Consider the following 25705-nt stretch of genomic DNA (forward strand, 5'->3'; position numbering starts at 1 on the left):
GGAAAACCGCAGTGATGCTATCGCTGGCAAGCCAGCTCCCACAGGGGCGATCGAGGAATTATTCGTACTGGCTGAGCAGCCGCTCCATCCGCGCGTCGAGGCGGCGTTTGATTTCGGTTTCGATGTGCGGGGCGAAGTCATCGATCACGTCTTGCATGATCAATTGCGCGGCGGCGCGCAGTTCGCTGTCCAGGTGGAGCAGGGCGTCCGGGCCTTTGTCGACGGTTGCGGCAGGTTGCGCGGCGGGTGTCGGGGTTGGCGCGGGAGGCGGTTCGACGGCGGGTGGCTCATTGCCAACCGAGTCGAACAGCATCGGAATCTGTTCCTGTTCACCCTCATCGACCGTATCGGTCAGCAGGGGCGGTTGCAGGTTGTCGTCGCCGAGCAACTGACGGATCGATTCGAGATCGTCCAACAGGTGTGCGGACTTTTGCTGCGGTTTCGGAGTGTCCATTGGAGTGCTCAGAGTCGCTGTAAACGGTGATCTTGCAGAGGATAGCCCTGTTCGCGGTAGAAGCGAAAACTCTCCCGCGCTGCGGCTCGAATGGTCGGGTCTTCCACCACCACTTCCGCCACCCGGGCGAACTTGTTGGCAAAGGCCGGGACTCTCAGGTCGAGATTGACCAGCAAATCCTGATGCTCGCCGCAGTCATCGCCCAAACCCAACACAATCAAACCGTCCGGTTCGCTGTCGGCGGGGCCGTGGGGCACGAAGCTTTCGCCCTTGAACGCCCACAGGCGCGCATCGAGGTCGTCACGTTGGGCCGCGTCGCTGCAATGCAGATAGATGCGATGGCCCATGCGCCAGGCTTTCTCGGTGAGCTTGCAGGCAAAATCCAGGCGTGCCGACGGATCGGCGCTGGGCAGGATATAGAAGTCGACTTTGGTCATTGCGGTTCCTGAGCCTTGAGCAGCGTCACTGCAAAGTGACGCCGCCCAGGTTCATCGGTTTCAGGCTTTTGCGCGGTCCAGCAGGTATTGGGTCAGCAGCGGAACCGGACGGCCAGTGGCGCCCTTGTCCTTACCGCCGCTCGTCCATGCGGTACCCGCGATGTCCAGGTGCGCCCAGTTGAGGTTCTTGGTGAAGCGCGACAGGAAGCAGGCAGCGGTGATGGTGCCGGCCTTCGGTCCGCCGATGTTGGCGATGTCGGCGAACGGGCTGTCCAGCTGTTCTTGATACTCATCGAACAGCGGCAGTTGCCAGGCACGGTCGTCGGCAGTCTTGCCGGCGCTGAGCAGTTGATTGATCAGCTCGTCATTGTTGCCCAGCAGGCCCGAGGTGTGAGCGCCCAGTGCAACCACGCAAGCGCCGGTCAGGGTGGCGATGTCGATTACTGCTTGCGGCTTGAAGCGTTCGGAGTAGGTCAGGGCATCGCACAGTACCAGACGGCCTTCGGCGTCGGTGTTGAGGATTTCCACGGTCTGGCCGCTCATGGTGGTGACGATGTCGCCAGGACGCGACGCGTTGCCGCTCGGCATGTTTTCCGCGCAGGCGAGGATGCACACCAGGTTGATCGGCAGCTTCAGCTCAAGCACGGCGCGCAGGGTACCGAACACGGAGGCAGCGCCGCCCATGTCGTACTTCATCTCGTCCATGCCGGCGCCCGGCTTCAGGCTGATGCCGCCAGTGTCGAAGGTGATGCCTTTGCCGACCAGTGCGTACGGCTTCTCGGATTTCTTGCCGCCGTTGTATTGCATGACGATCAGGCGCGGCGGTTGGGCGCTGCCCTGGCCAACGGCGTAGAACGAGCCCATGCCCAGCGACTTGATCTTCTTCTCGTCGAGCACTTCGACTTTCAGATCCTTGAACTCTTTACCCAGATTCTTGGCTTGTTCGCCAAGGAACGTCGGGTGGCAGATATTCGGCGGCAGGTTACCCAGATCGCGGGTGAAAGCCATGCCGTTGGCGATCGCAGTGGCGTGATTCACAGCGCGTTGCACTTCGGCTTGCGCAGCCTTGATGGTCAGCAGGGTGATTTTCTTCAGTGCGCGCGGCTCGGCTTTCTGGCTCTTGAACTGGTCGAAAGTGTACTCGCCGTCTACCAGGGTTTCTGCCAACAGACGGGTCTTGCCGTAGCTGTCGCGGTTTTTGACAATGATTTCATCCAGTGCCAGTACGGCGTCGCTGCCGCCCAGGCCTTTCAGCGTGTTGAGGATGGCGGCAACGATTTTGCGGAATGGACGGTCGCCCAGTTCTTCATCCTTGCCCACGCCGACCAGCAGCACGCGTTCGGCTTTCAGGTTAGGCAGGCTGTGCAGCAGCAGGCTCTGACCGACCTTGCCGGCCAGATCGCCACGCTTGAGTACAGCGCTGATCGCGCCGCCGCTCAGTTCGTCGACCTGCTTGGCGGCGACACCGAGTTTGCGGCCTTCGCCGACGGCAACCACCAGGGTGGCGGTTTTCAACGTTTCTGGGCTAACGCTTTTTACAACCAGTTCCATGTCCGGATCCCTGAATGAATGGTCAACACACAGGCGTTCGACGGTGTCCGCAGTCGCCTGCTTATAGATAGAAGAGGCGCAGGCCAAAGCCTGCGACAAGGGCCGCAGTTTGAACCTCGCTCCCCGCGCCTGACAACCCTCGGTTGTACGATCTTCAACGTAATGCACACGCCGATGAGTGTGCGCAGTGACAGGCGCCCCCAATCACAGGATAATGCCGCATCTTTTTTCGACGGCTCTGCGTTGCGGGCCGGTCGATGTGTTTGCTTGTTTGGCCGCCTTAGCCTGACAACCCTGGAGTGTCTGGTTTGATCGTCTTCCGTTATCTGTCCCGCGAAGTCCTGTTGACCCTCAGCGCCGTGAGTGCGGTGTTGCTGGTCATCATCATGAGCGGTCGCTTCATCAAATACCTCGCTCAGGCCGCCGCCGGCCAGCTCGATCCGGGTTCGCTGTTCCTGATCATGGGCTTTCGTCTGCCGGGCTTCCTGCAACTGATTCTGCCGCTGGGCCTGTTCCTCGGGATCCTGCTGGCCTACGGTCGCCTGTACCTGGAAAGCGAGATGACCGTGCTCTCGGCCACCGGCATGAGCCAGCAACGCCTGCTGCGCATGACCCTGTTTCCGGCGACGCTGGTGGCCCTGGTCGTGGCATGGCTGAGCCTGGGGCTGGCCCCGCAAGGCGCCAATCAGTTCCAGCTGCTGCTGAACAAGCAGGACGCCCTGACCGAATTCGACACCCTTGAGCCAGGTCGCTTCCAGGCCCTGCGTGACGGTACCCGGGTGACCTACACCGAGACCCTGAGCGACGATCGCGTCAATCTCGGCAGTGTGTTCATCTCGCAGAAGAACCTCGGCGCCGATCAGAAGGACCGCGGGATTTCCGTGCTGGTGGCCGAAAAGGGCCGTCAGGAAGTCCGCCCTGACGGCAACCGCTACCTGATTCTCGACAACGGCTACCGCTACGACGGCAGCCCGGGACAGGCCGACTATCGCGCCATCCATTACGAAACCTACGGTGTGCTGCTGCCCAAACCGGACGTCAGCGAAGAGGTCACTGACCGTGACGCCATGCCGACCTCGGCTCTGCTGGGCAGTGATGACATTCGCTCGAAAACCGAACTGCAATGGCGTCTGTCCCTGCCACTGCTGGTGTTCATCGTGACCCTGATGGCGGTGCCGCTGTCGCGAGTCAATCCGCGCCAAGGGCGTTTCCTCAAGCTGCTGCCGGCGATTCTTCTTTATATGGCTTACCTGACCATCCTGATTGCCGCCCGCGGCGCCCTTGAAAAAGGCAAGATCCCGCCAGCGCTCGGCTTGTGGTGGGTGCACGCAATCTTCCTGTTTATCGGCCTCGGCCTGCTGTACTGGGAGCCTCTGCGTCTGAAGATGGCCAGCCGTCGCGCCGCTGCGCTGGAGGTGGCCCGTGGTTAAACTCGACCGCTACATCGGCAGCAGCGTGTTCATGGCGATCATCGCCGTGTTGGCAATCATTCTCGGTCTGGCGACGTTGTTCGCTTTCATCGATGAAATGGGCGACGTCAGCGATACCTATACGCTGGTTGATGTCCTGAGTTTTGTCTTGCTGACCGCGCCGCGCCGGCTCTATGAAATGCTGCCGATGGCGGCGTTGATTGGCTGCCTGATCGGCCTCGGCAGTCTGGCCAGCAGCAGTGAACTGACAGTGATGCGCGCCGCTGGCGTGTCCATCGGCCGTATCGTCTGGGCGGTGATGAAACCGATGCTGGTGCTGATGCTGGCGGGCGTGCTGATCGGCGAATACGTTGCTCCGGCGACCGAAAGCATGGCCCAGGCCAATCGCTCGCTGGCCCAGGGCAGCGGCGACGCGCAAAGCGCCAAGCACGGTATGTGGCACCGTCAGGGTGAGGAGTTCATCCACATCAACGCCGTGCAACCTAACGGCTTGTTGTATGGCGTGACCCGCTATCACTTCGACAAGGAACGCCATCTGCTGAGTTCAAGTTTCGCCAAGAAGGCGGAGTTTGACGGCACCAAATGGCAGCTTACCGACGTTGCCACCACGAAGTTTCATGAGCGCAGCACTGAAGTCGTCAATACCCCGAACGAGCAGTGGGACGTGGCGTTGAGCCCGCAACTGCTCAGCACCGTGGTGATGGCCCCGGAATCGCTGTCGATCAGTGGTCTGTGGGGTTACATCCACTATCTCTCCGAGCAGGGCTTGAGCAACGGCCGTTACTGGCTGGCATTTTGGGTCAAGGTGTTGCAGCCGTTGGTGACCGCGGCGCTGGTGCTGATGGCCATCTCCTTCATCTTCGGTCCGCTGCGTTCGGTGACCCTCGGCCAGCGTGTGTTCACCGGTGTACTGGTGGGCTTCACCTTCCGTATCGTCCAGGATTTGCTCGGCCCGTCAAGCCTGGTGTTCGGGTTCTCGCCGCTGTTTGCGGTGCTGGTGCCGGCCGGTGTCTGCGCCCTGGCAGGTGTCTGGCTGCTTAGACGAGCGGGTTGATGAACAAGCTTTCATCCGCTGCGTAACCCTGAAAACGCCTCGATCGACAGATCGGGGCGTTTTTGCATGCAATCCGGGTGACAGGCGAACGTGACGCTTGCGCCGTGTATCAGGTACAATTCCCGGCTATTTTTCGGCGGGCCATGCCTGCAGCCTTTTTGAGTGTTGATCCGTGAGTGATTTGAGTCATATCCGCAATTTCTCCATCATCGCCCACATTGACCATGGCAAGTCGACGCTGGCCGATCGCTTCATCCAGATGTGCGGCGGCCTGGCCGAGCGTGAAATGGAAGCCCAGGTACTGGATTCCATGGATCTGGAGCGTGAACGCGGGATCACCATCAAGGCCCACAGCGTTACTCTCTATTACAAAGCCAAAGATGGCGTCACCTACCAGCTGAACTTCATTGACACCCCGGGCCACGTCGACTTCACCTATGAAGTCAGCCGTTCCCTGGCCGCGTGTGAAGGAGCCTTGCTGGTAGTCGATGCCGGTCAGGGCGTTGAAGCCCAGTCCGTGGCCAACTGCTACACCGCGATCGAGCAGGGCCTTGAGGTCATGCCGGTACTCAACAAGATCGACCTGCCGCAGGCTGATCCTGATCGCGTCAAAGACGAAATCGAAAAGATCATTGGCATCGACGCCACCGACGCCGTCACCTGTAGCGCCAAGACTGGCCTGGGTGTCGACGAAGTGCTCGAGCGTCTGGTGACGACCATTCCTGCGCCGACCGGCAACATCGAAGATCCGCTGCAAGCGTTGATCATCGACTCCTGGTTCGACAACTACCTGGGCGTTGTCTCCCTGGTGCGCGTGCGTCATGGCCGTGTGAAGAAGGGCGACAAGATTCTGGTGAAATCCACCGGCAAGGTGCACCTGGTCGACAGCGTCGGTGTTTTCAACCCGAAACACACCGCCACCGCTGACCTGAAAGCCGGCGAAGTGGGCTTCATCATCGCCAGCATCAAGGACATCCACGGTGCCCCGGTCGGTGACACCCTGACTCTGAGCTCGACGCCAGATGTTCCGGTGCTGCCGGGCTTCAAACGCATCCAGCCACAGGTTTACGCCGGTCTGTTCCCGGTCAGCTCCGATGACTTCGAGGATTTCCGCGAAGCGCTGCAGAAGCTGACCCTCAACGACTCGTCGCTGCAGTACACCCCGGAAAGCTCCGACGCACTGGGCTTCGGCTTCCGTTGCGGCTTCCTCGGCATGCTGCACATGGAAATCATCCAGGAGCGCCTCGAGCGCGAGTACGACCTGGACCTGATCACCACGGCGCCGACGGTAATCTTCGAACTGGTGCTGAAAACCGGTGAAACGATTTACGTCGACAACCCGTCCAAGCTGCCAGACGTCTCGGCCGTCGAAGACATGCGCGAGCCGATCGTGCGCGCCAACATCCTCGTGCCGCAAGAACACTTGGGCAACGTCATCACCCTGTGCATCGAGAAGCGTGGCGTTCAAGTCGACATGCTGTTCCTCGGCAATCAGGTGCAAGTCACCTATGACCTGCCGATGAACGAAGTGGTGCTCGACTTCTTCGACCGTCTCAAATCCACCAGCCGCGGCTATGCTTCGCTGGACTACCATTTCGATCGTTACCAATCGGCTAATCTGGTGAAACTGGACGTGCTGATCAACGGTGACAAGGTCGATGCTCTGGCGTTAATCGTGCACCGTGACAACTCGCACTTCAAAGGTCGCCAGTTGACCGAGAAGATGAAAGAACTGATTCCGCGGCAGATGTTCGACGTGGCTATCCAGGCTGCCATTGGCGGTCAGATCGTTGCCCGGACAACCGTCAAGGCACTCAGAAAGAACGTATTGGCCAAATGCTACGGCGGTGACGTCAGCCGTAAGAAGAAACTGCTCGAGAAGCAAAAGGCCGGTAAGAAACGCATGAAGCAGGTCGGCAACGTGGAAATTCCACAAGAAGCCTTCCTTGCCGTGCTCAGGTTGGAATAGTCAGGTCCTATGTCACTAAATTTCCCGCTGTTGCTGGTCATCGCCGTGTTCGTCTGCGGCCTGTTGGCGTTGCTTGATCTGCTGATTCTGGCACCGCGTCGGCGTGCTGCCATTGCCTCTTATCAAGGCAGTGTCAGCCAGCCCGATATCGTGGTGGTCGAGAAACTGAACAAAGAGCCGCTGCTGGTTGAATACGGCAAGTCGTTCTTCCCGGTGTTGTTCATCGTGCTGGTGCTGCGTTCGTTCCTCGTGGAACCGTTCCAGATCCCGTCCGGCTCGATGAAACCGACCCTGGACGTCGGCGACTTCATTCTGGTGAACAAGTTTTCTTACGGGATCCGCCTGCCGGTGATCGACAAGAAAATCATCGAAGTCGGTGATCCGCAGCGCGGCGATGTGATGGTGTTTCGCTACCCGAGTGACCCGAACGTCAACTACATCAAGCGTGTAGTCGGCCTGCCGGGCGACACCGTGCGGTACACCGCTGACAAGCGTCTGTTCGTCAATGGCGAATCGGTTGCCGAACAATTGGCCGGTTCGGAGCCGGGCATGCTCGGCACTGCCGAGTTGTACAAAGAGAAACTCGGCGCCGCCGAGCACCTGATCCGCAAGGAAATGAATCACAACCGCGCCATTCCTGACCATACCTGGACCGTGCCTGCCGGGCACTACTTCATGATGGGCGACAACCGCGACAACTCGAACGACAGTCGTTTCTGGGATGATCCGAACATTCCCAAGGATCTGCTGGGCATGGTTCCCGACCAGAATATCGTCGGCAAGGCCTTCGCGGTCTGGATGAGCTGGCCGGATCCGAAATTCAGCCACCTGCCGAATTTCTCGCGGGTTGGCCTGATCAAGTAATCACACACGGCGCTGTTGACCACAGCGCCGAATGCATTTCTGGAGCCGGCACAATCGGCTTCGCTACAGCCAGGATTTAATTTTTGAACACAGCGTTAATTGTCCCAGGCCTGCGCCGTACCCCGGCGATGGCGGTGGAATCCAGCTTTGATCTCAGCGTGGGTAAACCGTGAGCGCCTCATTAAGCCGTCTCGAGCGTCAGCTCGGTTACACCTTCAAGGACCAGGAGCTGATGCTGCTGGCCCTCACGCACCGCAGTTTTGCCGGGCGCAACAATGAGCGTCTGGAGTTTCTCGGCGATGCCATCCTCAACTTCGTTGCCGGTGAGGCGCTGTTCGACCGTTTCCCGCTGGCCCGCGAAGGCCAGTTGTCGCGTTTGCGCGCACGCCTGGTAAAAGGTGAGACGCTGGCCGTACTGGCGCGCGGTTTCGACCTTGGCGATTACCTGCGTCTGGGCTCCGGTGAGCTGAAAAGCGGCGGTTTCCGTCGCGAGTCGATTCTGGCCGATGCCCTCGAAGCGTTGATCGGTGCCATCTACCTCGACGCGGGCATGGATGTCGCTCGCGAGCGCGTACTGGCCTGGCTGGCCGGCGAGTTCGAAGGGCTGACGCTGGTCGACACCAACAAGGATCCCAAGACCCGTCTGCAGGAACACCTGCAATCGCGCGGTTGCGAACTGCCTCGTTACGAAGTGGTGGACATCCAGGGTGAACCGCACTGCCGAACCTTCTTCGTCGAGTGCGAAGTTGTCTTACTGAATGAAAAAAGCCGAGGTCAGGGTGTGAGCCGTCGTATTGCCGAACAGGTAGCGGCCGCCGCAGCACTGATTGCCCTGGGCGTGGAGAATGGCAATGACTGATACAAACGCAACTCGCTGTGGCTACGTTGCCATCGTCGGCCGTCCCAACGTCGGCAAGTCGACGCTGCTGAACCACATCCTCGGCCAGAAGCTCGCGATCACTTCGCGCAAGCCGCAGACCACTCGGCACAACATGCTCGGGATCAAGACCGAGGGTGACGTGCAGGCAATCTACGTCGACACCCCCGGCATGCACAAGGGTGGCGAAAAGGCCCTGAACCGTTACATGAACAAGACTGCCTCGGCAGCGTTGAAAGACGTCGACGTGGTGATCTTCGTCGTTGACCGCACCAAGTGGACCGACGAAGACCAGATGGTGCTGGAGCGCGTGCAATACGTGACCGGCCCGCTGATCGTTGCGCTGAACAAGACTGACCGCATCGAAGACAAGGCCGAGCTGATGCCGCACCTGTCGTGGTTGCAGGAACAGCTGCCGAACGCGCAGATCATTCCGATTTCCGCGCAGCACGGGCACAACCTCGAAGCGCTGGAAAAGGTCATCGCCGATCATCTGCCGGAGAACGATCACTTCTTCCCGGAAGACCAGATCACCGACCGCAGCAGCCGCTTCCTCGCCGCTGAACTGGTGCGCGAGAAAATCATGCGCCAGATGGGTGCCGAGCTGCCGTACCAGATCACCGTCGAGATCGAAGAGTTCAAGCAGCAGGGCAAGACGCTGCACATCCACGCGCTGATCCTCGTCGAGCGTGACGGCCAGAAGAAGATCATCATTGGCGACAAGGGCGAGCGCATCAAACGCATCGGCACCGAAGCGCGCAAGGACATGGAGCTGCTGTTCGACTCCAAAATCATGCTCAACCTGTGGGTCAAGGTGAAGGGCGGCTGGTCCGACGACGAGCGCGCGCTGCGTTCGCTGGGTTACGGCGATCTGTAAAAAAATATCGGTTCCTGTTTAACCAGAGAACCCTGTGGGAGCGGGCTTGCCCGCGATGAGGATGTAATGTTCAGCAGAGATGTTGAATGTGCATCCGCCATCGCGGGCAAGCCCGCTCCCACATTTGGTTTATGTTGATCTCAAGACTGCGTTTCTTCATCGAGAACTCAATGTCGCAAAGCCCACCCCCCGCCCAACCTGCCTACGTTCTGCATTCGCGCGCCTATCGTGAAACCAGCGCGTTGGTCGATTTCCTCACGCCGCAAGGTCGGCTGCGGGCGGTGTTGCGCAGTGCGCGGGGCAAGGCCGGGACGCTGGCGCGGCCGTTCGTACCGCTGGAAGTCGAGTTTCGCGGCAAGGGCGAATTGAAGAATGTCGGGCGCATGGAAAGTGCCGGTAACGCGACCTGGATGGTCGGCGAGGCGCTGTTCAGCGGCCTCTACCTCAATGAATTGCTGATCCGTTTGCTCCCTGCTGAAGATCCGCACCCGGCGGTGTTTGATCACTATGCCGCTACCTTGCTGGCGCTGGCTGAAGGCCGGCCGTTGGAACCTTTATTGCGCTCCTTCGAATGGCGTCTGCTGGACGATCTCGGCTACGGTTTTTCCATGATCACTGACATCCACGGCGAACCTGTCGCGCCGGACGGCCTCTATCGTCTGCAAGTGGATGCTGGCCTTGAGCGTGTCTACCTGCTGCAGCCGGGTCTGTTCAACGGCGTTGAATTACTGGCCATGGCCGAAGCCGACTGGACAGCGCCCGGCGCACTGTCCGCCGCCAAACGCCTGATGCGTCAGGCACTGGCTGTTCACCTGGGCGGTCGTCCCCTCGTTAGCCGGGAGCTGTTTCGCAAGCCCTGATCTCACCGTATGCTGTGCGCCGAATCTTTTTCTTCAGGAGCGCGCATCCGTGACCACCAGCAATCGCATTCTTCTTGGCGTGAACATCGACCACGTCGCCACCCTGCGTCAGGCCCGTGGTACGCGCTACCCGGATCCGGTCAAGGCTGCGCTCGACGCGGAAGAGGCGGGCGCCGACGGCATCACCGTGCACCTGCGTGAAGACCGCCGGCATATCCAGGAACGCGACGTACTGTTGCTCAAGGATGTGCTGCAAACCCGCATGAACTTCGAAATGGGCGTCACCGAAGAAATGATGGCGTTCGCTGAGCGTATCCGCCCGGCGCACATTTGCCTGGTGCCGGAAACCCGCCAGGAACTGACCACTGAAGGCGGTCTGGATGTGGCGGGGCAGGAAGAGCGCATCAGGGCAGCGGTCGAGCGTCTGTCGAAAATCGGCAGCGAAGTGTCGCTGTTCATCGATGCCGATGAGCGTCAGATTGCTGCGTCGAAACGTGTAGGCGCACCGGCGATCGAACTGCACACCGGGCGTTATGCCGATGCCGAGACCCCGACCGAAGTGGCGGAAGAGTTGAAGCGTGTGGCGGACGGCGTGGCGTTTGGTCTGGCGCAGGGGCTGATCGTCAATGCCGGCCACGGCCTGCACTACCACAACGTTGAAGCGGTGGCGGCGATCAAGGGCATCAATGAACTGAACATCGGCCATGCGCTGGTGGCACATGCATTGTTCGTGGGTTTCAAATCCGCTGTATCCGAAATGAAATCGCTGATTCTGGCTGCTGCGCTCAAAGGCTGAAGTCGGCGGCGCTGCCATCGCGGGCAAGCCACGCTCCCACAGGTTCGGGGATCTCCTGTGGGAGCGTGGCTTGCCCGCGATGGCGTCATCAAAGACAACGAAAATTCAGAGCGGGGCAGGTTCCTGGGCGGGTTTCGACTTGTCGATGCCCGGAACATGCAGATTACCCTCGGCCACCTGATCACCCTCAAGCTGCGGCTGCGTCACCCAGGTCAGAATGTCGTAGTAACGACGAATGTTGGCGACAAAATGCACCGGCTCGCCGCCCCGGGCGTAGCCATAGCGGGTCTTGCTGTACCACTGCTTCTGCGAGAGGCGCGGCAGCATCTTCTTCACATCCAGCCACTTGTCCGGGTTCAGGCCTTCGCGGGACGCCAGTTTGCGTGCGTCATCCAGGTGACCGCTGCCGACGTTGTACGCCGCCAGGGCAAACCAGGTGCGGTCCGGCTCCTGAATCGAATCATCGAGCTGATCCTTCATATAGGCGAGGTACTTGGCGCCGCCCATGATGCTTTGCTTCGGATCAAGACGGTTGGATACGCCCATCGCCTGAGCAGTGTTCTGCGTCAGCATCATCAAGCCGCGCACGCCGGTTTTCGAAGTGACCGTCGGTTGCCACAGCGACTCCTGATAACCGATCGCGGCGAGCAGGCGCCAGTCGACTTTCTCTTTCTTGGCGTAGGTCTTGAAGTGCTGTTCATATTTGGGCAGACGCTGCTGCAAGTGCTGGGCAAACGTCGTGGCGCCCATATAACCGAGGACGTCGACGTGGCCGTAGTAGCGATCTTTCAGTCGTTGCAGGGTGCCGTTTTTCTGCACTTTGTCGAGGTAGGCGTTGATCTCGTTGAGCAGGCTGTTGTCTTCGCCCGGTCCCACGGCCCAGCTCTGGCTGCGCGCATCGCCAAGGTCGAAGGCCACCCGGATGTTGGTGAAGTACACCTGATTCATCGCCACTTCGTTGGAGTCGACCAGCGTCAGGTCGATCTGACCTTCATCGACCATGCGCAGCAAGTCGACCACCTCGACGGCGTCGGACTCTTCGTATTCGATGCCCGGAAATTTCTTTTTCAGCTCGGCCAGTTGTTCGGCGTGGGTGCTGCCCTTGAGCACCATGATTTTCTTGCCCACCAGATCACCGGGGTCCGTCGGCCGTGACTGGCCGTTGCGATAAATGATCTGTGGAGTCACTTCGAGGTAGGAGTGGGAGAAACGCACCTGTTTTTTGCGTTGTTCGCTGCTGACCAGACCGGCAGCCGCCAGGACCGGGCCGTTCGGTTTACCGATCTGGTCAAACAGGTCGTCGAGGTTGTCGGCGGTCTCGATCTTCAGTTCCACACCCAAATCGTCGGCGAAGCGCTTCACCAGCTCGTATTCGAAGCCGGTTTCACCGCTGCGATCCTGAAAGTAGGTGGCGGGGCTGTTACGGGTAATCACCCGCAGCACACCATCCTCCTTTACGCGCTCGAGTGTGTTGGGTTTATCAACACAGCCACCGAGCATCAGGAAGAGTCCGGTTGCGATCAGCCATTTGGCGTACCGCGGACGCAAAGCCGTTGGGAAAAACATTTGCGCAGTATACGCAAAGGACCACGGGCGCCATATCTCGACAGTTGCGGGCAGGTCTGCTAGACATCACAAAATCGAGCGAAACCCCGCAGGAATGGGGCCGAAGGGCATTTTGTTACCGTAAAAATAAGCCTTCGTCGTATGCCGGATAAATTTGACTCTCAAGGCAGAAACACAGATTGATATCCGAGTGCAACCGTGCGTAGCGTTTCGGGTGATGTTGAGGGCGGTTTAGGCTAGAATGCACGGCCTCAAAGCACACCCCTTCCCGAGGCTGTCCCGAAGATGTTGATCCTGCGCGGCGCTCCTGCCCTTTCTGCCTTTCGCCACAGCAAACTCCTTGAGCAACTGAGCCAGAAGGTTCCAGCTGTCAGTGGCCTGTATGCTGAATTCGCTCACTTCGCCGAAGTCACCGGCGTCCTGACCGGCGACGAACAGCAGGTGCTTGCGCGCCTTCTGAAGTACGGCCCAAGTGTTCCGGTACAAGAGCCGACCGGTCGTCTGTTCCTGGTGTTGCCGCGTTTTGGCACCATCTCGCCATGGTCGAGCAAGGCCAGCGACATCGCTCGCAACTGCGGCCTGAGCAAGATCCAGCGTCTGGAGCGCGGTATCGCGTTCTACGTGGCCGGTCAGTTCAGCGAAGCCGAAGCCCAGCAGATTGCCGACGTCCTGCATGACCGCATGACCCAGATCGTTCTGGCCAACCTCGAACAGGCCGCCGGCCTGTTCAGCCACGCCGAACCGAAGCCGCTGACCGCGATCGACATCCTCGGCGGTGGTCGCGCCGCGCTGGAAAAGGCCAACACCGAGCTGGGCCTGGCCCTGGCCGAAGACGAGATCGACTATCTGGTCAACGCCTTCAACGGTCTCAAGCGCAACCCGCACGACATCGAACTGATGATGTTCGCCCAGGCCAACTCCGAGCATTGCCGCCACAAGATCTTCAACGCCAGTTGGGATATTGATGGTGAGAACCAGGAAAAAAGCCTGTTCGGCATGATCAAGAACACCTACGTGATGCACAGCGAAGGCGTTCTGTCGGCTTATAAGGACAACGCCTCGGTAATCGTCGGCAACGTTGCCGGCCGTTTCTTCCCGAACCCTGAGACCCGCCAGTACGGTGCGGTGCAGGAGCCGGTGCACATCCTGATGAAGGTTGAAACGCACAACCACCCGACCGCGATTGCCCCGTTCCCGGGCGCATCTACCGGTTCCGGTGGCGAGATCCGCGACGAAGGTGCTACCGGCCGTGGCGCCAAGCCAAAGGCTGGCCTGACCGGTTTCACCGTATCCAACCTGCAAATCCCGGGCTTCGAACAGCCATGGGAAGTGCCGTACGGCAAGCCTGAGCGCATCGTTACCGCGCTGGACATCATGATCGAAGGCCCGCTCGGCGGCGCCGCGTTCAACAACGAATTCGGTCGTCCGGCCCTGACTGGCTACTTCCGTACCTTCGAACAATCGATCACCACCCCGCACGGTGACGAAGTTCGTGGTTACCACAAGCCGATCATGCTGGCTGGCGGCATGGGCAATATCCGCGAAGAGCACGTCAAGAAAGGCGAAATCGTCGTCGGCTCCAAGCTGATCGTGCTCGGCGGTCCGGCGATGCTCATCGGTCTGGGCGGCGGCGCTGCCTCCTCCATGGCCACCGGCACCAGCTCGGCGGATCTGGACTTCGCTTCCGTGCAGCGTGAAAACCCTGAAATGGAGCGTCGTTGCCAGGAAGTCATCGACCGTTGCTGGCAGCTGGGCGACAAGAACCCGATCAGCTTCATCCACGACGTGGGCGCGGGCGGTCTGTCCAACGCCTTCCCGGAACTGGTCAACGACGGCGACCGCGGTGGCCGTTTCGAACTGCGCAACATTCCCAACGACGAGCCGGGCATGGCCCCGCACGAAATCTGGTCCAACGAATCCCAGGAACGTTACGTTCTGGCCGTCGGCCCGGAAGATTTCGAGCGCTTCCAGGCGATCTGCGAACGCGAGCGTTGCCCGTTCGCCGTGGTCGGCGAAGCCACTGCCGAGCCACAACTGACCGTGACCGACAGCCACTTCGGCAACAACCCGGTGGACATGCCACTGGAAGTGTTGCTGGGCAAGGCGCCGCGCATGCACCGTTCGGTGGTTCGCGAAGCCGAGCTGGGCGATGACTTCGATCCGTCGAACCTCGACATCACTGAAAGCATCGAGCGCGTTCTGCATCACCCTGCAGTGGCGAGCAAAAGCTTCCTGATCACCATCGGCGACCGCACCATCACCGGCCTCGTGGCCCGTGACCAAATGGTCGGCCCGTGGCAGGTTCCGGTGGCCGACGTTGCCGTCACCGCGACCAGCTTCGACGTTTACACCGGTGAAGCGATGGCGATGGGCGAGCGCACTCCGCTGGCATTGCTGGACGCTCCGGCGTCGGGCCGCATGGCCATCGGCGAAACCCTGACCAACATTGCCGCTTCGCGCATCAACAAGCTCTCCGACATCAAACTGTCGGCGAACTGGATGTCGGCTGCCGGCCACCCGGGCGAAGACGCACGTCTGTACGACACCGTGAAAGCGGTCGGCATGGAACTGTGCCCTGAGCTGGGTATCACCATTCCGGTGGGCAAGGACTCGATGTCCATGGCCACTCGCTGGAACGACAACGGCGAAGAAAAAACCGTGACCTCGCCGATGTCGCTGATCGTGACCGGTTTCGCGCCAGTGGCTGACATCCGTCAGACCCTGACCCCGGAACTGCGAATGGACAAGGGCACCACCGACCTGATCCTGATCGACCTCGGTCGCGGTCAGAACCGCATGGGCGCTTCGATCCTTGCTCAGGTCCACGGCAAGCTCGGCAAACACGCGCCGGACGTCGATGACGCCGAAGACCTCAAAGCCTTCTTCGCGGTGATCCAGGGCCTCAACGCCGACGGTCACCTGCTGGCGTACCACGACCGTTCCGACGGTGGTCTGCTGACGTCTGTAGTGGAAATGGCTTTCGCCGGCCACTGCGGTCTGAGCCTGAACCTGGACAGCGTTGCCGAATCCTCGGCGGAAATCGCCGCGATCCTGTTCAACGAAGAGCTGGGTGCCGTGATCCAGGTTCGTCAGGACGCCACGCCAGATATCCTCGCGCAATTCAGCGCGGCCGGTCTGGGCGACTGCGTGTCGGTGATCGGTCAGCCGATCAACAATGGCCAGATCAACATCACCTTCAACGGTGACACCGTGTTCGAAGGCCAGCGTCGTCTGCTGCAACGTCAGTGGGCCGAGACCAGCTACCAGATCCAGCGTCTGCGCGATAACGCCGACTGCGCCGAGCAAGAGTTCGACGTGTTGCTGGAAGAAGACAACCCGGGCCTGAGCGTCAAGCTGAGCTACGACGTCAATCAGGACATCGCCGCGCCTTACATCAAGAAAGGCATCCGCCCACAAGTTGCCGTGCTGCGTGAGCAGGGCGTCAACGGTCAGGTGGAAATGGCCGCCGCGTTCGACCGCGCCGGTTTCAACGCGATCGACGTGCACATGAGCGACATTCTCGCTGGCCGCGTCGACCTGAACGAGTTCAAAGGTCTGGTGGCGTGCGGTGGTTTCTCCTACGGCGACGTTCTCGGCGCCGGTGAAGGCTGGGCCAAGTCGGCGCTGTTCAACAGCCGCGCCCGCGATGCGTTCCAGGGCTTCTTCGAGCGTAACGACAGCTTCACCCTCGGCGTGTGTAACGGTTGCCAGATGATGTCCAACCTGCACGAGCTGATCCCGGGCAGCGAGTTCTGGCCGCACTTCGTGCGTAACCGCTCCGAGCAGTTCGAAGCGCGCGTGGCGATGGTGCAGATCCAGGAATCGAACTCGATCTTTCTGCAGGGCATGGCCGGTTCGCGTATGCCGATCGCCATTGCTCACGGTGAAGGTCATGCCGAGTTCTCCAGCGAAGAAGCACTGCTGGAAGCGGATCTGTCGGGTTGCGTGGCGATGCGTTTTGTCGACAACCATGGCAAGGTCACCGAGCGTTATCCGGCCAACCCGAACGGTTCGCCGCGCGGGATCACTGGTCTCACCAGCCGTGATGGCCGTGTGACGATCATGATGCCGCACCCGGAGCGGGTGTTCCGTGCGGTGCAGAACTCGTGGCGTTCGGAAGACTGGAACGAGGACGCACCTTGGATGCGTATGTTCCGTAATGCTCGCGTCTGGGTTAACTAAGCGTCGTGTACAAGCTGGGGTTTTTTGTTCCTGACAGTCATGTCGAGGTGGTCAAAGGCGCTGTGTTCGCTGCGGGTGGTGGGCGGATCGGTGACTATGACCACTGTGCGTGGCAGGTGCTTGGCTTGGGCCAGTTTCGACCGTTGGACGGGAGTCAGCCGTTTATTGGGGAGGCGGGGCAGGTTGAGCGGGTTGAGGAATGGAAGGTTGAGCTTGTGGTGGCGGATGAGTTGATTGTTGCTGTTGTGGCGGCTTTGAAGCTTAGTCATCCGTACGAGACACCGGCTTATGAGGTGTGGCGGCTGGAAGATTTCTGATCTTTCTTGCTGCTTAAACAGGAAACCCGCAGATGAGTGATTGTCTGCGGGTTTTTTGTTGCCTGCGATTTGAAGGGCGACTTCATTCCACTGTGGGAGCTGGCTTGCCAGCGATGGCGCCCTTATAGGCGACCATGTTCTGGCTGACTGGGTGAATATCCGTTTCTTCGGTTGCTGCGGCTGGCGGTTTCGCCCTTACGGCGACTCACTTTTTTTACAAACGCCTAAAAAAAGTAAGCAAAAAAACGCTTGCCCCAACGTTCGGCCCACTCGCTAAAGCTCGGGGTTCCTTCGCTCCGGGTTTCATCCGGGGCATCGCCTCCGGTTTGCTTCGCTGCACCTCCTCTCGATGTCCTCCCCGGATGAATCCCTCCACTCAGCCTGCCGACGGGGCCTGTGGATCAAGATCAAGAGCTGCAGCCGAGCTAACGCTCATCCTGTTGAGTGGTGAGAAGCAGGAGCGAGTAAGTGGCGCTGCTTTGCTTTTCTGTGGGAGCTGGCTTGCCAGCGATGGCGGCCTGACAGCCGACCAGTCTCTATCTGGATGCACACAATCCAATTGTGGGAGTGAGCCTGCTCGCGATAGCGACCTCACAACCAACCAATCACCCGCAGATGTACCTCAATCCCTGTGGGAGCTGGCTTGCCAGCGATGGCGGCCTGACAGCCGACCAGTCTCTATCTGGATGCACACAATCCAACTGTGGGAGCCAGCCTGCTGGCGATGAGGCCGCCCAGCCATCCCATCACCCAAGGCTGTTTAAAAATGCATCAAATCACCAGAACCTTCCCACAAGGTTTTCAGGTTGTCCGTCGGACGTCCGGTCTCTAGTCTTTGGTTGTCACCGCAAATCGGTGATCGGGTGTGAGAACCCGGTAAGAGGTTTTAATCAAACGTCAGTAGCACCATAATCGCCGCCAGCTCATTTGCTGCCGGTAATGTTCTATGGCGGCTGTGTGCGGGCGGACTTCGGTTCGGCCGGGTTGATCTCTTACCGGTTTCTCACTCCGTACATAGCTGCCACCTCTTCGTCGCGTGAGAAACGACCAGTGATGGCTTCAATCATTTGATTAGAGATCATTGCAATGACCAAGCCCGTCCCCGATCCACCCGAAACCAAAACCCCACTCGAAGAAGCCCTCCGCGCCGAAGAGCAAGCCCGAAACCGCGAAGCCATCAAACGCGCTCTCGACTTCTACCTGTGCCCCGAGCCCGAAAAGCCCCGCCGACCGAGCACCATGTTCATGGTCTGCCCCCAAGTCGACACCGAAAGCCTGCTCGCCCACGCCTGCGAATCGTTAGCCTCGGCAAGCACCGCCGCCAGCAACTTCGCCAATGAGCTAAGCGGTTCTCAGCGCAACACGGTATTAGGCATCCAGCAAATCGTCATGCTCGCCGAACTGGCGGTAAACCGTGCGCTGGATCGGGTAGACCCACAAACCTGATCCATTGGGGGTATCGAAATCAGGCTCGCCCCATTTGAATAGGGCGAGCCTGCTCAAGCGCACGACTTTGGAAAACTGTCGCTTGCGGCTCAATCGCAGCTTCAGATGTGACGTTGACCGTTCATCGGAAACACTCGCTGACCTGTAATTTCTGACAGTGGTGCGATTCCGCCAACTCCTGTCTGATAAGCCTTCCATCCAAAACTGGTAAGAAGGAACTTAGCTATGTCTGTTGATAAAAATGCTGTGCCTGCAATTACTTCTGTGAAAGACGATCAAGGCTCAGAGATTCCCAACGGTGGTGCCACTACGGCAACTTCTGTGCAGTTGAACGGGTTGGCAGGTGCTGGAGAGAATGTTCAAATTTTGGACGGTGTTGTTGTGAGGGGACAAGTAGTTGCGACTGCTGCCGGACACTGGGCTCTGAGCCTGACGGGTTTGACGCGAGCTCCTCATTCGATTACCGCGAGAGGAGAGGCTGGTTTTTCACCTGCTCGTACATTTACTGTTATTGCAGGGAAGTAACCGATAAAAAGCCGCTGTGCCTCATAGCGCAGCGGCTTTCATTGATCAGTGATTCCGTTGGATTTTGCTGCGGTTTAAACCTTGGCACTGACCTCACTGCGATTGACTAACGCCTCCAGCGCTCCACTCAAACTCGCCGCTTTGTCCCCCACCAGCAAATGCCAGACCCCACCCTCCAACTGGCTGACACCCTGACAACCCAGCTCTTTCAACTGGGCCTCAGACAAGGCCTTGGCATCTGCCAGCAACAAGCGAATCCGGCTCATCGCAATGCAGTCCAGTTGCAGCACATTGTCGCTACCACCCAGCGCTTTCAGCCATTGCTGAGCTTCCGAACCTGCGACCACAACGGCTTTCGTTTCATCGACAACCGCAACAGGCTCAGCAAGAACCGCCCGGCCCAATGCCGGCATCGCCAGGCGAATCTCATCAGCAATGCTGTCAGCCATCGGTCCGACGACAACCTGCAGACTGCCGCCCTTGCCCGGGCGTACAACTGCCATCGCACCCAACGCTTTCAGATCAGCATCCGATGCCTTGTTGCGATCAACCATCTCCAGGCGCAACCGCGTGGTGCACGCACCGACAGTCACCAGGTTCTCGGCACCGCCCAAGGCTTTGATGTACGCAGCGGCGCGCTCGTTTTCTGTCAGCACAGATTTCTCGGCTGCGGCCACGTCTTCACGGCCCGGCGTTTTCAGATTGAAACGGCGGATACAGAAGTCGAACACCGCGTAATAGATGACCGCATAAGCCAGCCCCACCGGAATCACCAACCAGCCATTGGTCGAGCGGCCCCAGCCCAGGACCATGTCGATAAAACCGCCCGAGAACGTGAAGCCCAAATGGATGTTCAGCGCATTGGTTATCGCCATCGACAACCCGGTCAGCAGCGCATGCAGCAAATACAACAGCGGCGCCAGAAACATGAAGGCGAATTCGATCGGCTCGGTCACCCCGGTCAAAAACGAAGTCAAAGCCATCGACAGAAAAATCCCGCCCATCACCTTGCGCCGTTCCGGCAGGGCATTGCGGTACATCGCCAGGCACGCGGCCGGCAGGCCGAAGATCATCATCGGGAACATGCCGGTCATGAACTGGCCGCCCTTCGGATCGCCAGCGAAGTAGCGCGACAGGTCACCAGTGACCAGTGCGCCGGTGGTTGGATCAGTGAAGTTGCCGAACACGAACCACGCCATGTTGTTGAGGATGTGGTGCAGGCCAGTGACGATCAGCAAGCGGTTGAACACGCCAAACACGAACGCACCAATGCTGCCGCTTTCCATCATCAAGGCGCCGAAGCTGTTGATGCCGTGCTGGATCGGCGGCCAGATGTAGCCGAACACCACGCCCAACCCGACCGCAGCGAACCCGGTGACAATCGGTACAAACCGTCGGCCACCAAAGAACGCCAGGTACTCCGGCAACTTGATGTCCTTGAAGCGGTTGTACAGCGCGCCGGCCATCAAGCCGCTGACGATCCCGGCGAGCATGCCCATGTTGATGCTTGCGTCGAGCACCTTGAGGGTGGAGATCATCACCAGATAACCGATCACCCCGGCCAGGCCTGCGGTGCCGTTGTTGTCCTTGGCGAACCCGACGGCGATGCCGATGGCGAAGATCATTGCCAGGTTGGCGAAGATCACTTGGCCGGCATCGTGGATGATCGCGATGTCCAGCAGGTCGGTGTCACCCAGACGCAGTAGCAGGCCGGCGATCGGCAGGATCGCGATCGGCAGCATCAGCGCACGGCCGAGGCGTTGCAGGCCTTCGATGAAGAGTTGGTACATGGTGGTTCTCCCTGCTCTTTTATAGAGAGCTTTTTGTTAGCGCAGAGGCCAATGTTGGTGGCAGGCATGACGCACCGCTGCGGCGCTGCTCAGCTTGAGCAGGTCGCGGGCGAGGCGTTGGCATTCGGTTTCGTGCAACTGGCGCACGCGATCCTTGATTTCACCGATCTGCACCGGGCTCACCGACAGTTCAGTGACGCCGAGGCCGATCAACACCGGCGTCGCCAGCGGATCCGAGGCGAGGGCGCCGCAGACGCCGACCCAACGCTTGTGCACCGCCGCGCCTTCACAGGTCATGGCGATCAAACGCAGCAGAGCAGGGTGCAGGGCGTCGACGCGGGCGGCCAGACCGGCGTGATCGCGGTCCATGGCCAGGGTGTATTGCGACAGATCGTTGGTGCCGATGGAGAGGAAGTCGGCATGTTCGGCCAATTGCTCGGCTTGCAGCGCGGCGGCGGGGACTTCGATCATGACGCCGATTTCCGGACGTTGGCTGATGCCCAGTTCCAGACACAAGGCATCGATGCGCTGACGGATGTGCAGCAGTTCGTCGACTTCAGTGACCATCGGCAACAGGATGCGGCAGCGCTGTAACGGGCTGACTTGCAGCAGCGCGCGCAGTTGCTGGTCGAGGATTTCTGGTCGGGCCTGCGCCAGTCGAATGCCGCGCAAGCCGAGTACCGGGTTGGCCTCGACGGGCAGTGGCAAGTAGTCGAGTTGCTTGTCGCCGCCGACGTCGATGGTGCGGATGATCACCGATTTATCGCCCATCGCGTCGATCACGGCTTGATAGGCACTGCGCTGTTCTTCGACATCCGGCGCGGTCTGGCGATCAACGAAGAGAAACTCGGTGCGCAGCAGACCGACACCGTCGGCGCCGTTGGCAAAGGCGTCCGCCGCTTCAGCACTTGAGGCGACGTTGGCGACCACTTCGATGGCCACGCCATTGCGCGTTTCTGCCGGCAGATGAGCCTTGGCTTGTTGAACGTCGCGGCGCTGTTTGCGTTCGAGTTGCGCTTGCTGAACTTCAGCCAGGCGCTCGGTATTCGGTGCCAGTTCGAGGCGCCCACCATCAGCATCAAGCACCACCGCTTGGCCCTGCGGTTGATCAAGCAATGCTGCACCCAGAGCGACCATGCACGGCAGACCTTTGCCGCGCGCCAGAATCGCTACGTGTGAAGTCGCGCCGCCCTCGGCCATGCACAATCCGGCGACACCCTGAGCGCTGAGTTGCAGCAGATCCGATGGTGTCAGTTCATGCGCGGCGACGATGGCACCGGCCGGCACGTCGTAATGCCAGGCTTCGCCGAGCAGGGCACGCAGCACCCGTTGCTTGAGGTCGCGCAAGTCGTTGGCGCGTTCGGCCAGCAGCGCGCTACCGGTGTGTTGGAGCACTTCGCACTGGACATCAATCGACTGACTCCAAGCGTGAGTCGCTGCTGTGCCTTGCTCGATGGATTGTTGTGCGGCGTCGAGCAGGGCCGGGTCTTCGAGCAGTGCCAGATGCGCGGCGAAGATCGCTTCTTCGTCGGCATTCTTTTGCTTTTTGGCTTGGGTTAGGGTGCTGTCGATTTCGCAGCGAACCTGATTCAGTGCGGTGTCGAGGTTTTGCAGTTGCTGTACCGGGTCATGATTGCCTGCATCCACTGGCAAACTGATCGCGTTCAAGCGAAACAGCGGGCCACCGACCAGTCCCGGCGCGGCGCAAACGCCGTGCAGAACGCCAGCCTCGGCCGCACGTTTAAGAGGCGCAACACTTACCGGTGCGGCAGCGTGATGGTCATCCGGCAAAGCCGTCGCCAATGCCGTGAGCAAGGCTTGCAGCGCGGCTTCGGCGTCCGAACCCTGACAGCTGACCTGCACTTCATCCTGCTCGCCGATCGCCAGCCCCATCAATCCGATCAGGCTGTTGCACGGCGCCGATTTACCGGCGAAGTGCAACTGCGACTGACTCTTGAAACCTTGCGCGGTCTGCCGAATCAACGCGGCAGGGCGCGCATGCAAACCGCCGCGATGAGCAACCAATACATGACCGTGAACTTCAGGCCCGCCCACCTCTTCAGCATTAGCCGACGAACTGTTGCGCGCGACGATGTGTAATAGCGGCTCTCCGACTTTCACCGCTTTCAGTGTGATCGGTCGCACCTGAAAATCCTGGCTGTTGGTCAGGATCAACAAGCTGACGAGGCTTTTGCACTGCTGGCCGACCTTGTCCAGGTCGTAGCGCAACAGCGGCTGACCTTTGCTGACGCGTAGGCCTTCCTTGACCAGCATCGAGAAGCCTTCGCCGTTCAGTTCAACGGTGTCGAGGCCCAGGTGCAGGAGGATTTCTGCGCCATTGTCAGCGCGCACGGTCAATGCATGGCCGGTGCGTGCGACGTGGATGATCACGCCGGCGCACGGCGAGTACAGGGTGTCGTTGACGGGATCGATGGCAATGCCATCGCCCATCGCGCCGCTGGCGAACACTGCGTCCGGGACTTTGGCGAGCGTGAGCACCGGGCCGCTGAGCGGGGCGCTGAGGGTCAGCTCTTTATTGTTGTTGTACATGGCTCGGTCTCATCAGGTGTGCAGTCATTCGGGCTTAGTGCGTACGCGTAACTTTGCTCAGGTGTCGCGGCTGATCCGGGTCCATGCCACGGGCTACGGCGAGGCCTGCGGCCATCACGTAGAAACTCTGGATGGCCAGAATCGGATCGAGGGCCGGGTGTTCGGCGCGGCTCAGGGTCAAGTCGCGTTCGCTCACGTCGTCCGGTGCGGCCAGCAACACGCGGGCGCCGCGCTGGCGCATTTCTGCCGCGAGGCTCAACAGGCCGGCCTGCTCGGCGCCGCGTGGGGCGAAGACCAGCAGCGGGTAGTGTTCGTCGATCAGTGCCATCGGGCCGTGACGGACCTCGGCGCTGCTGAACGCTTCAGCCTGAATGGCCGAGGTTTCCTTGAATTTCAGCGCCGCCTCTTGGGCGATGGCAAAACCGGCGCCACGACCAATAACCATCAGGCGTTCGCAATCGCGCAGGGCATCGATGGCCACGCTCCAATCCTGTTTCGCCGCTTCACGCAGGCCTTCAGGCAGGGCGTTGTGCGCCTCCAGCAATTCGCTGTCTTCTTTCCAGTGCGCGATCAAACGGGCGCTCGCGCTGAGGGTGGCGATAAAGCTTTTGGTCGCGGCGACGCTGCTTTCGGTACCGGCGAGCAATGGCACGCTGAATTCACACGCAGCTTCCAGTGGCGAATCGGCAGCGTTGACCATCGACACACTGAGCGCACCACGCTTGCGCAACAGGCGCAGGCTGTTGACCAGATCCGGGCTTTGCCCCGACTGGGAAAAGGCAAACGCGACCTGACCGCTGACCTTCAACGGCGCTTGTTGCATGGTCACCACCGACATCGGCAACGACGCAACGGGTACGCCCAGTTGCTGCATGGTCAGGTAGGCGAAGTAGCTCGCCGCATGATCGGAACTGCCGCGCGCAACGGTCATCGCCACTTGTGGTGGCTGACGGCGCAAGCGCCCGGCGATCTCGATCATCTGCGGGTCGAGTTGTTGCAGTTGGGCCTGCACGGCCTCGAACGAGGACAGCGCCTCTTCAAGCATTTTTGAAGTCAATGTCTTCTCCTTCGACCATGACGGCGGTCAGTGTGAGTGAGCGATCCAGCCGCACGCAGTCGGCCCAGGCGTCTGGTTCAAGGCGCCCGCGTTCGGTGATGCCGAGGTAATCGGCGGGAAATTGCGAAAGACGTTGCGAGGCCTCGCTGATCGGCAAACCGATCTTCACCAGGTTGCGCAGGGCCTGATCCATGGTCAGGGTGCTGCCGGCCAGCGTGCCGTCGGGCAGGCGCACGCCACCCAGGCATTTGGTTACGGTGTGGCTGCCTAGCTTGTACTCACCGTCGGGCATGCCGGCGGCGGCGGTCGAGTCGGTGACGCAATACAGGCATGGGATCGAACGCAGGGCCACGCGAATGGCGCCGGGATGCACGTGCAGCAAATCCGGGATCAATTCGGCGAATTTGGCGTGGGCCAGTGCCGCGCCGACGATGCCGGGCTCGCGGTGATGCAGCGGGCTCATGGCGTTGTACAAATGGGTGAAGCTGGTGGCACCAGCTTCCAGTGCGGCGACGCCTTCCTCGTAACTGCCGAGGGTGTGGCCGATCTGCATGCGCACGCCACGGCTGCTCAGTTCTCGGATCAAACCGTCATGGCCGGCGATTTCCGGGGCGATGGTGATCACGCGGATCGGGGCCAGCGCCAGGTATTCTTCGACTTCGGCCATCAACGCGGTGTGGGCAAAGTTCGGTTGTGCACCGAGTTTGCCGGGATTGATGTACGGGCCTTCGAGGTGCACGCCGAGGACTCGGGCGGCGCCTTGCGGACGCTGTTCGCAGAATTCTCCGACCTCTTTGAGCACACTGGAGATCTCGGCGCTCGGTGCGGTCATGGTCGTGGCCAGCAGCGAGGTGGTGCCGAAGCGCACGTGGGTTTTGGTGATGGTCTCGAACGCGCTGGCGCCTTCCATGATGTCTTTGCCGCCACCGCCGTGGACATGCAGGTCGATGAAGCCGGGCAGCAGATAGGGCAGGTCATTGGTCGCCGGATCGCACGGCACGCCTTCAATCGACACGACTTTGCCGTGTTCGTGGACCAGCCGGCCGCGAATCCAGCCGCTGGCGGTGAGGATGTTGTCTTCGGACATTTCGGTTCTCGCTTTG

General features: G+C 60.2%; 20 protein-coding genes. 12 read left to right on the plus strand and 8 right to left on the minus strand.

Annotated features, from left to right (window positions below; translation table 11 throughout):
* Positions 1–58: 58 nt before the first annotated feature.
* From AC3WMT_RS25210 to AC3WMT_RS25220, 3 genes are read right to left on the minus strand one after another with little or no spacing between them, the layout of a single operon-like run.
* Positions 59–454, minus strand: coding sequence for a DNA polymerase III subunit chi (locus tag AC3WMT_RS25210; RefSeq protein WP_103306368.1), 396 nt, complete (start codon positions 452–454; stop codon positions 59–61).
* Positions 455–462: 8 nt separating this feature from the next.
* Positions 463–891, minus strand: a complete 429-nt coding sequence (locus AC3WMT_RS25215; protein WP_103306369.1) for a DNA polymerase III subunit chi — start codon at positions 889–891, stop codon at positions 463–465.
* A gap of 60 nt (positions 892–951) precedes the next feature.
* On the minus strand, positions 952–2442 hold the full coding sequence (locus AC3WMT_RS25220) for a leucyl aminopeptidase (protein WP_103306370.1): 1491 nt from the start codon (positions 2440–2442) through the stop codon (positions 952–954).
* 308 nt (positions 2443–2750) lie between these two features.
* On the opposite strand from AC3WMT_RS25220, the gene lptF reads away from it, so the two are divergent.
* The 8 genes from lptF to pdxJ all read left to right on the plus strand — a co-directional run bounded on the left by lptF (position 2751) and on the right by pdxJ (position 11169).
* The gene (gene lptF, locus AC3WMT_RS25225) at positions 2751–3872 is read left to right on the plus strand and encodes an LPS export ABC transporter permease LptF (protein ID WP_103306371.1); all 1122 of its coding nucleotides are present in this window, start codon (positions 2751–2753) and stop codon (positions 3870–3872) included.
* Positions 3865–4926: an LPS export ABC transporter permease LptG gene (lptG, locus tag AC3WMT_RS25230; protein WP_103306372.1), complete on the plus strand. Its 1062-nt coding sequence runs from the start codon at positions 3865–3867 to the stop codon at positions 4924–4926. Before lptF ends, lptG begins: the two co-directional genes overlap by 8 nt.
* A gap of 172 nt (positions 4927–5098) precedes the next feature.
* Positions 5099–6895, plus strand: a complete 1797-nt coding sequence (lepA, locus tag AC3WMT_RS25235) for a translation elongation factor 4 (protein WP_103306373.1) — start codon at positions 5099–5101, stop codon at positions 6893–6895.
* Positions 6896–6904: 9 nt separating this feature from the next.
* Positions 6905–7759, plus strand: a complete 855-nt coding sequence (lepB, locus tag AC3WMT_RS25240) for a signal peptidase I (RefSeq protein WP_103306374.1) — start codon at positions 6905–6907, stop codon at positions 7757–7759.
* Between the two features lie 169 nt (positions 7760–7928).
* Positions 7929–8618: a ribonuclease III gene (gene rnc / locus AC3WMT_RS25245; RefSeq protein ID WP_103306375.1), complete on the plus strand. Its 690-nt coding sequence runs from the start codon at positions 7929–7931 to the stop codon at positions 8616–8618.
* Positions 8611–9513 (plus strand): GTPase Era, encoded by a 903-nt coding sequence (era, locus tag AC3WMT_RS25250; RefSeq protein WP_016771562.1) that lies wholly within the window; start codon positions 8611–8613, stop codon positions 9511–9513. The genes rnc and era overlap by 8 nt, the downstream gene beginning before the upstream one ends.
* Positions 9514–9683: 170 nt before the next feature.
* A complete protein-coding gene (gene recO, locus AC3WMT_RS25255; protein ID WP_103306376.1) occupies positions 9684–10373 on the plus strand; it encodes a DNA repair protein RecO in 690 nt (229 codons plus the stop codon).
* A 49-nt stretch (positions 10374–10422) separates the two neighbouring features.
* Positions 10423–11169, plus strand: a complete 747-nt coding sequence (pdxJ, locus tag AC3WMT_RS25260) for a pyridoxine 5'-phosphate synthase (RefSeq protein ID WP_103306377.1) — start codon at positions 10423–10425, stop codon at positions 11167–11169.
* A gap of 105 nt (positions 11170–11274) precedes the next feature.
* On the opposite strand, the gene mltF is transcribed toward pdxJ, so the two are convergent.
* Positions 11275–12735, minus strand: a complete 1461-nt coding sequence (mltF, locus tag AC3WMT_RS25265) for a membrane-bound lytic murein transglycosylase MltF (RefSeq protein ID WP_103306378.1) — start codon at positions 12733–12735, stop codon at positions 11275–11277.
* A 285-nt stretch (positions 12736–13020) separates the two neighbouring features.
* Between mltF and purL the strand changes: the two genes are divergently transcribed.
* From purL to AC3WMT_RS25285, 4 genes are all read left to right on the plus strand, one after another.
* On the plus strand, positions 13021–16917 hold the full coding sequence (gene purL / locus AC3WMT_RS25270) for a phosphoribosylformylglycinamidine synthase (protein WP_103306379.1): 3897 nt from the start codon (positions 13021–13023) through the stop codon (positions 16915–16917).
* Positions 16918–16922: 5 nt separating this feature from the next.
* Complete coding sequence (locus AC3WMT_RS25275; protein WP_025112172.1) at positions 16923–17234, plus strand: YqfO family protein; 312 nt, start codon at positions 16923–16925, stop codon at positions 17232–17234.
* 1086 nt (positions 17235–18320) lie between these two features.
* Positions 18321–18680 (plus strand): DUF6124 family protein, encoded by a 360-nt coding sequence (locus AC3WMT_RS25280; protein ID WP_103306380.1) that lies wholly within the window; start codon positions 18321–18323, stop codon positions 18678–18680.
* 225 nt (positions 18681–18905) lie between these two features.
* Entirely contained in the window at positions 18906–19205 is a 300-nt protein-coding gene (locus tag AC3WMT_RS25285) for a hypothetical protein (RefSeq protein WP_103306381.1), read from the plus strand.
* Between the two features lie 74 nt (positions 19206–19279).
* Here the strand turns inward: AC3WMT_RS25285 and nagE are convergent, their stop codons facing one another.
* The 4 genes from nagE to nagA are packed head-to-tail and all read right to left on the minus strand — an operon-like array spanning position 19280 to position 25689.
* Positions 19280–20995 (minus strand): N-acetylglucosamine-specific PTS transporter subunit IIBC, encoded by a 1716-nt coding sequence (gene nagE / locus AC3WMT_RS25290; protein ID WP_103306382.1) that lies wholly within the window; start codon positions 20993–20995, stop codon positions 19280–19282.
* 36 nt (positions 20996–21031) lie between these two features.
* Positions 21032–23545 (minus strand): phosphoenolpyruvate--protein phosphotransferase, encoded by a 2514-nt coding sequence (gene ptsP / locus AC3WMT_RS25295; protein ID WP_103306383.1) that lies wholly within the window; start codon positions 23543–23545, stop codon positions 21032–21034.
* Positions 23546–23579: 34 nt separating this feature from the next.
* Complete coding sequence (locus tag AC3WMT_RS25300) at positions 23580–24602, minus strand: SIS domain-containing protein (protein ID WP_103306384.1); 1023 nt, start codon at positions 24600–24602, stop codon at positions 23580–23582.
* Positions 24583–25689, minus strand: a complete 1107-nt coding sequence (gene nagA / locus AC3WMT_RS25305) for an N-acetylglucosamine-6-phosphate deacetylase (protein ID WP_103306385.1) — start codon at positions 25687–25689, stop codon at positions 24583–24585. Before nagA ends, AC3WMT_RS25300 begins: the two co-directional genes overlap by 20 nt.
* Between the last annotated feature and the right edge of the window lie 16 nt (positions 25690–25705).

The sequence above is a fragment of the Pseudomonas sp. FW305-7 genome (assembly GCF_058786735.1).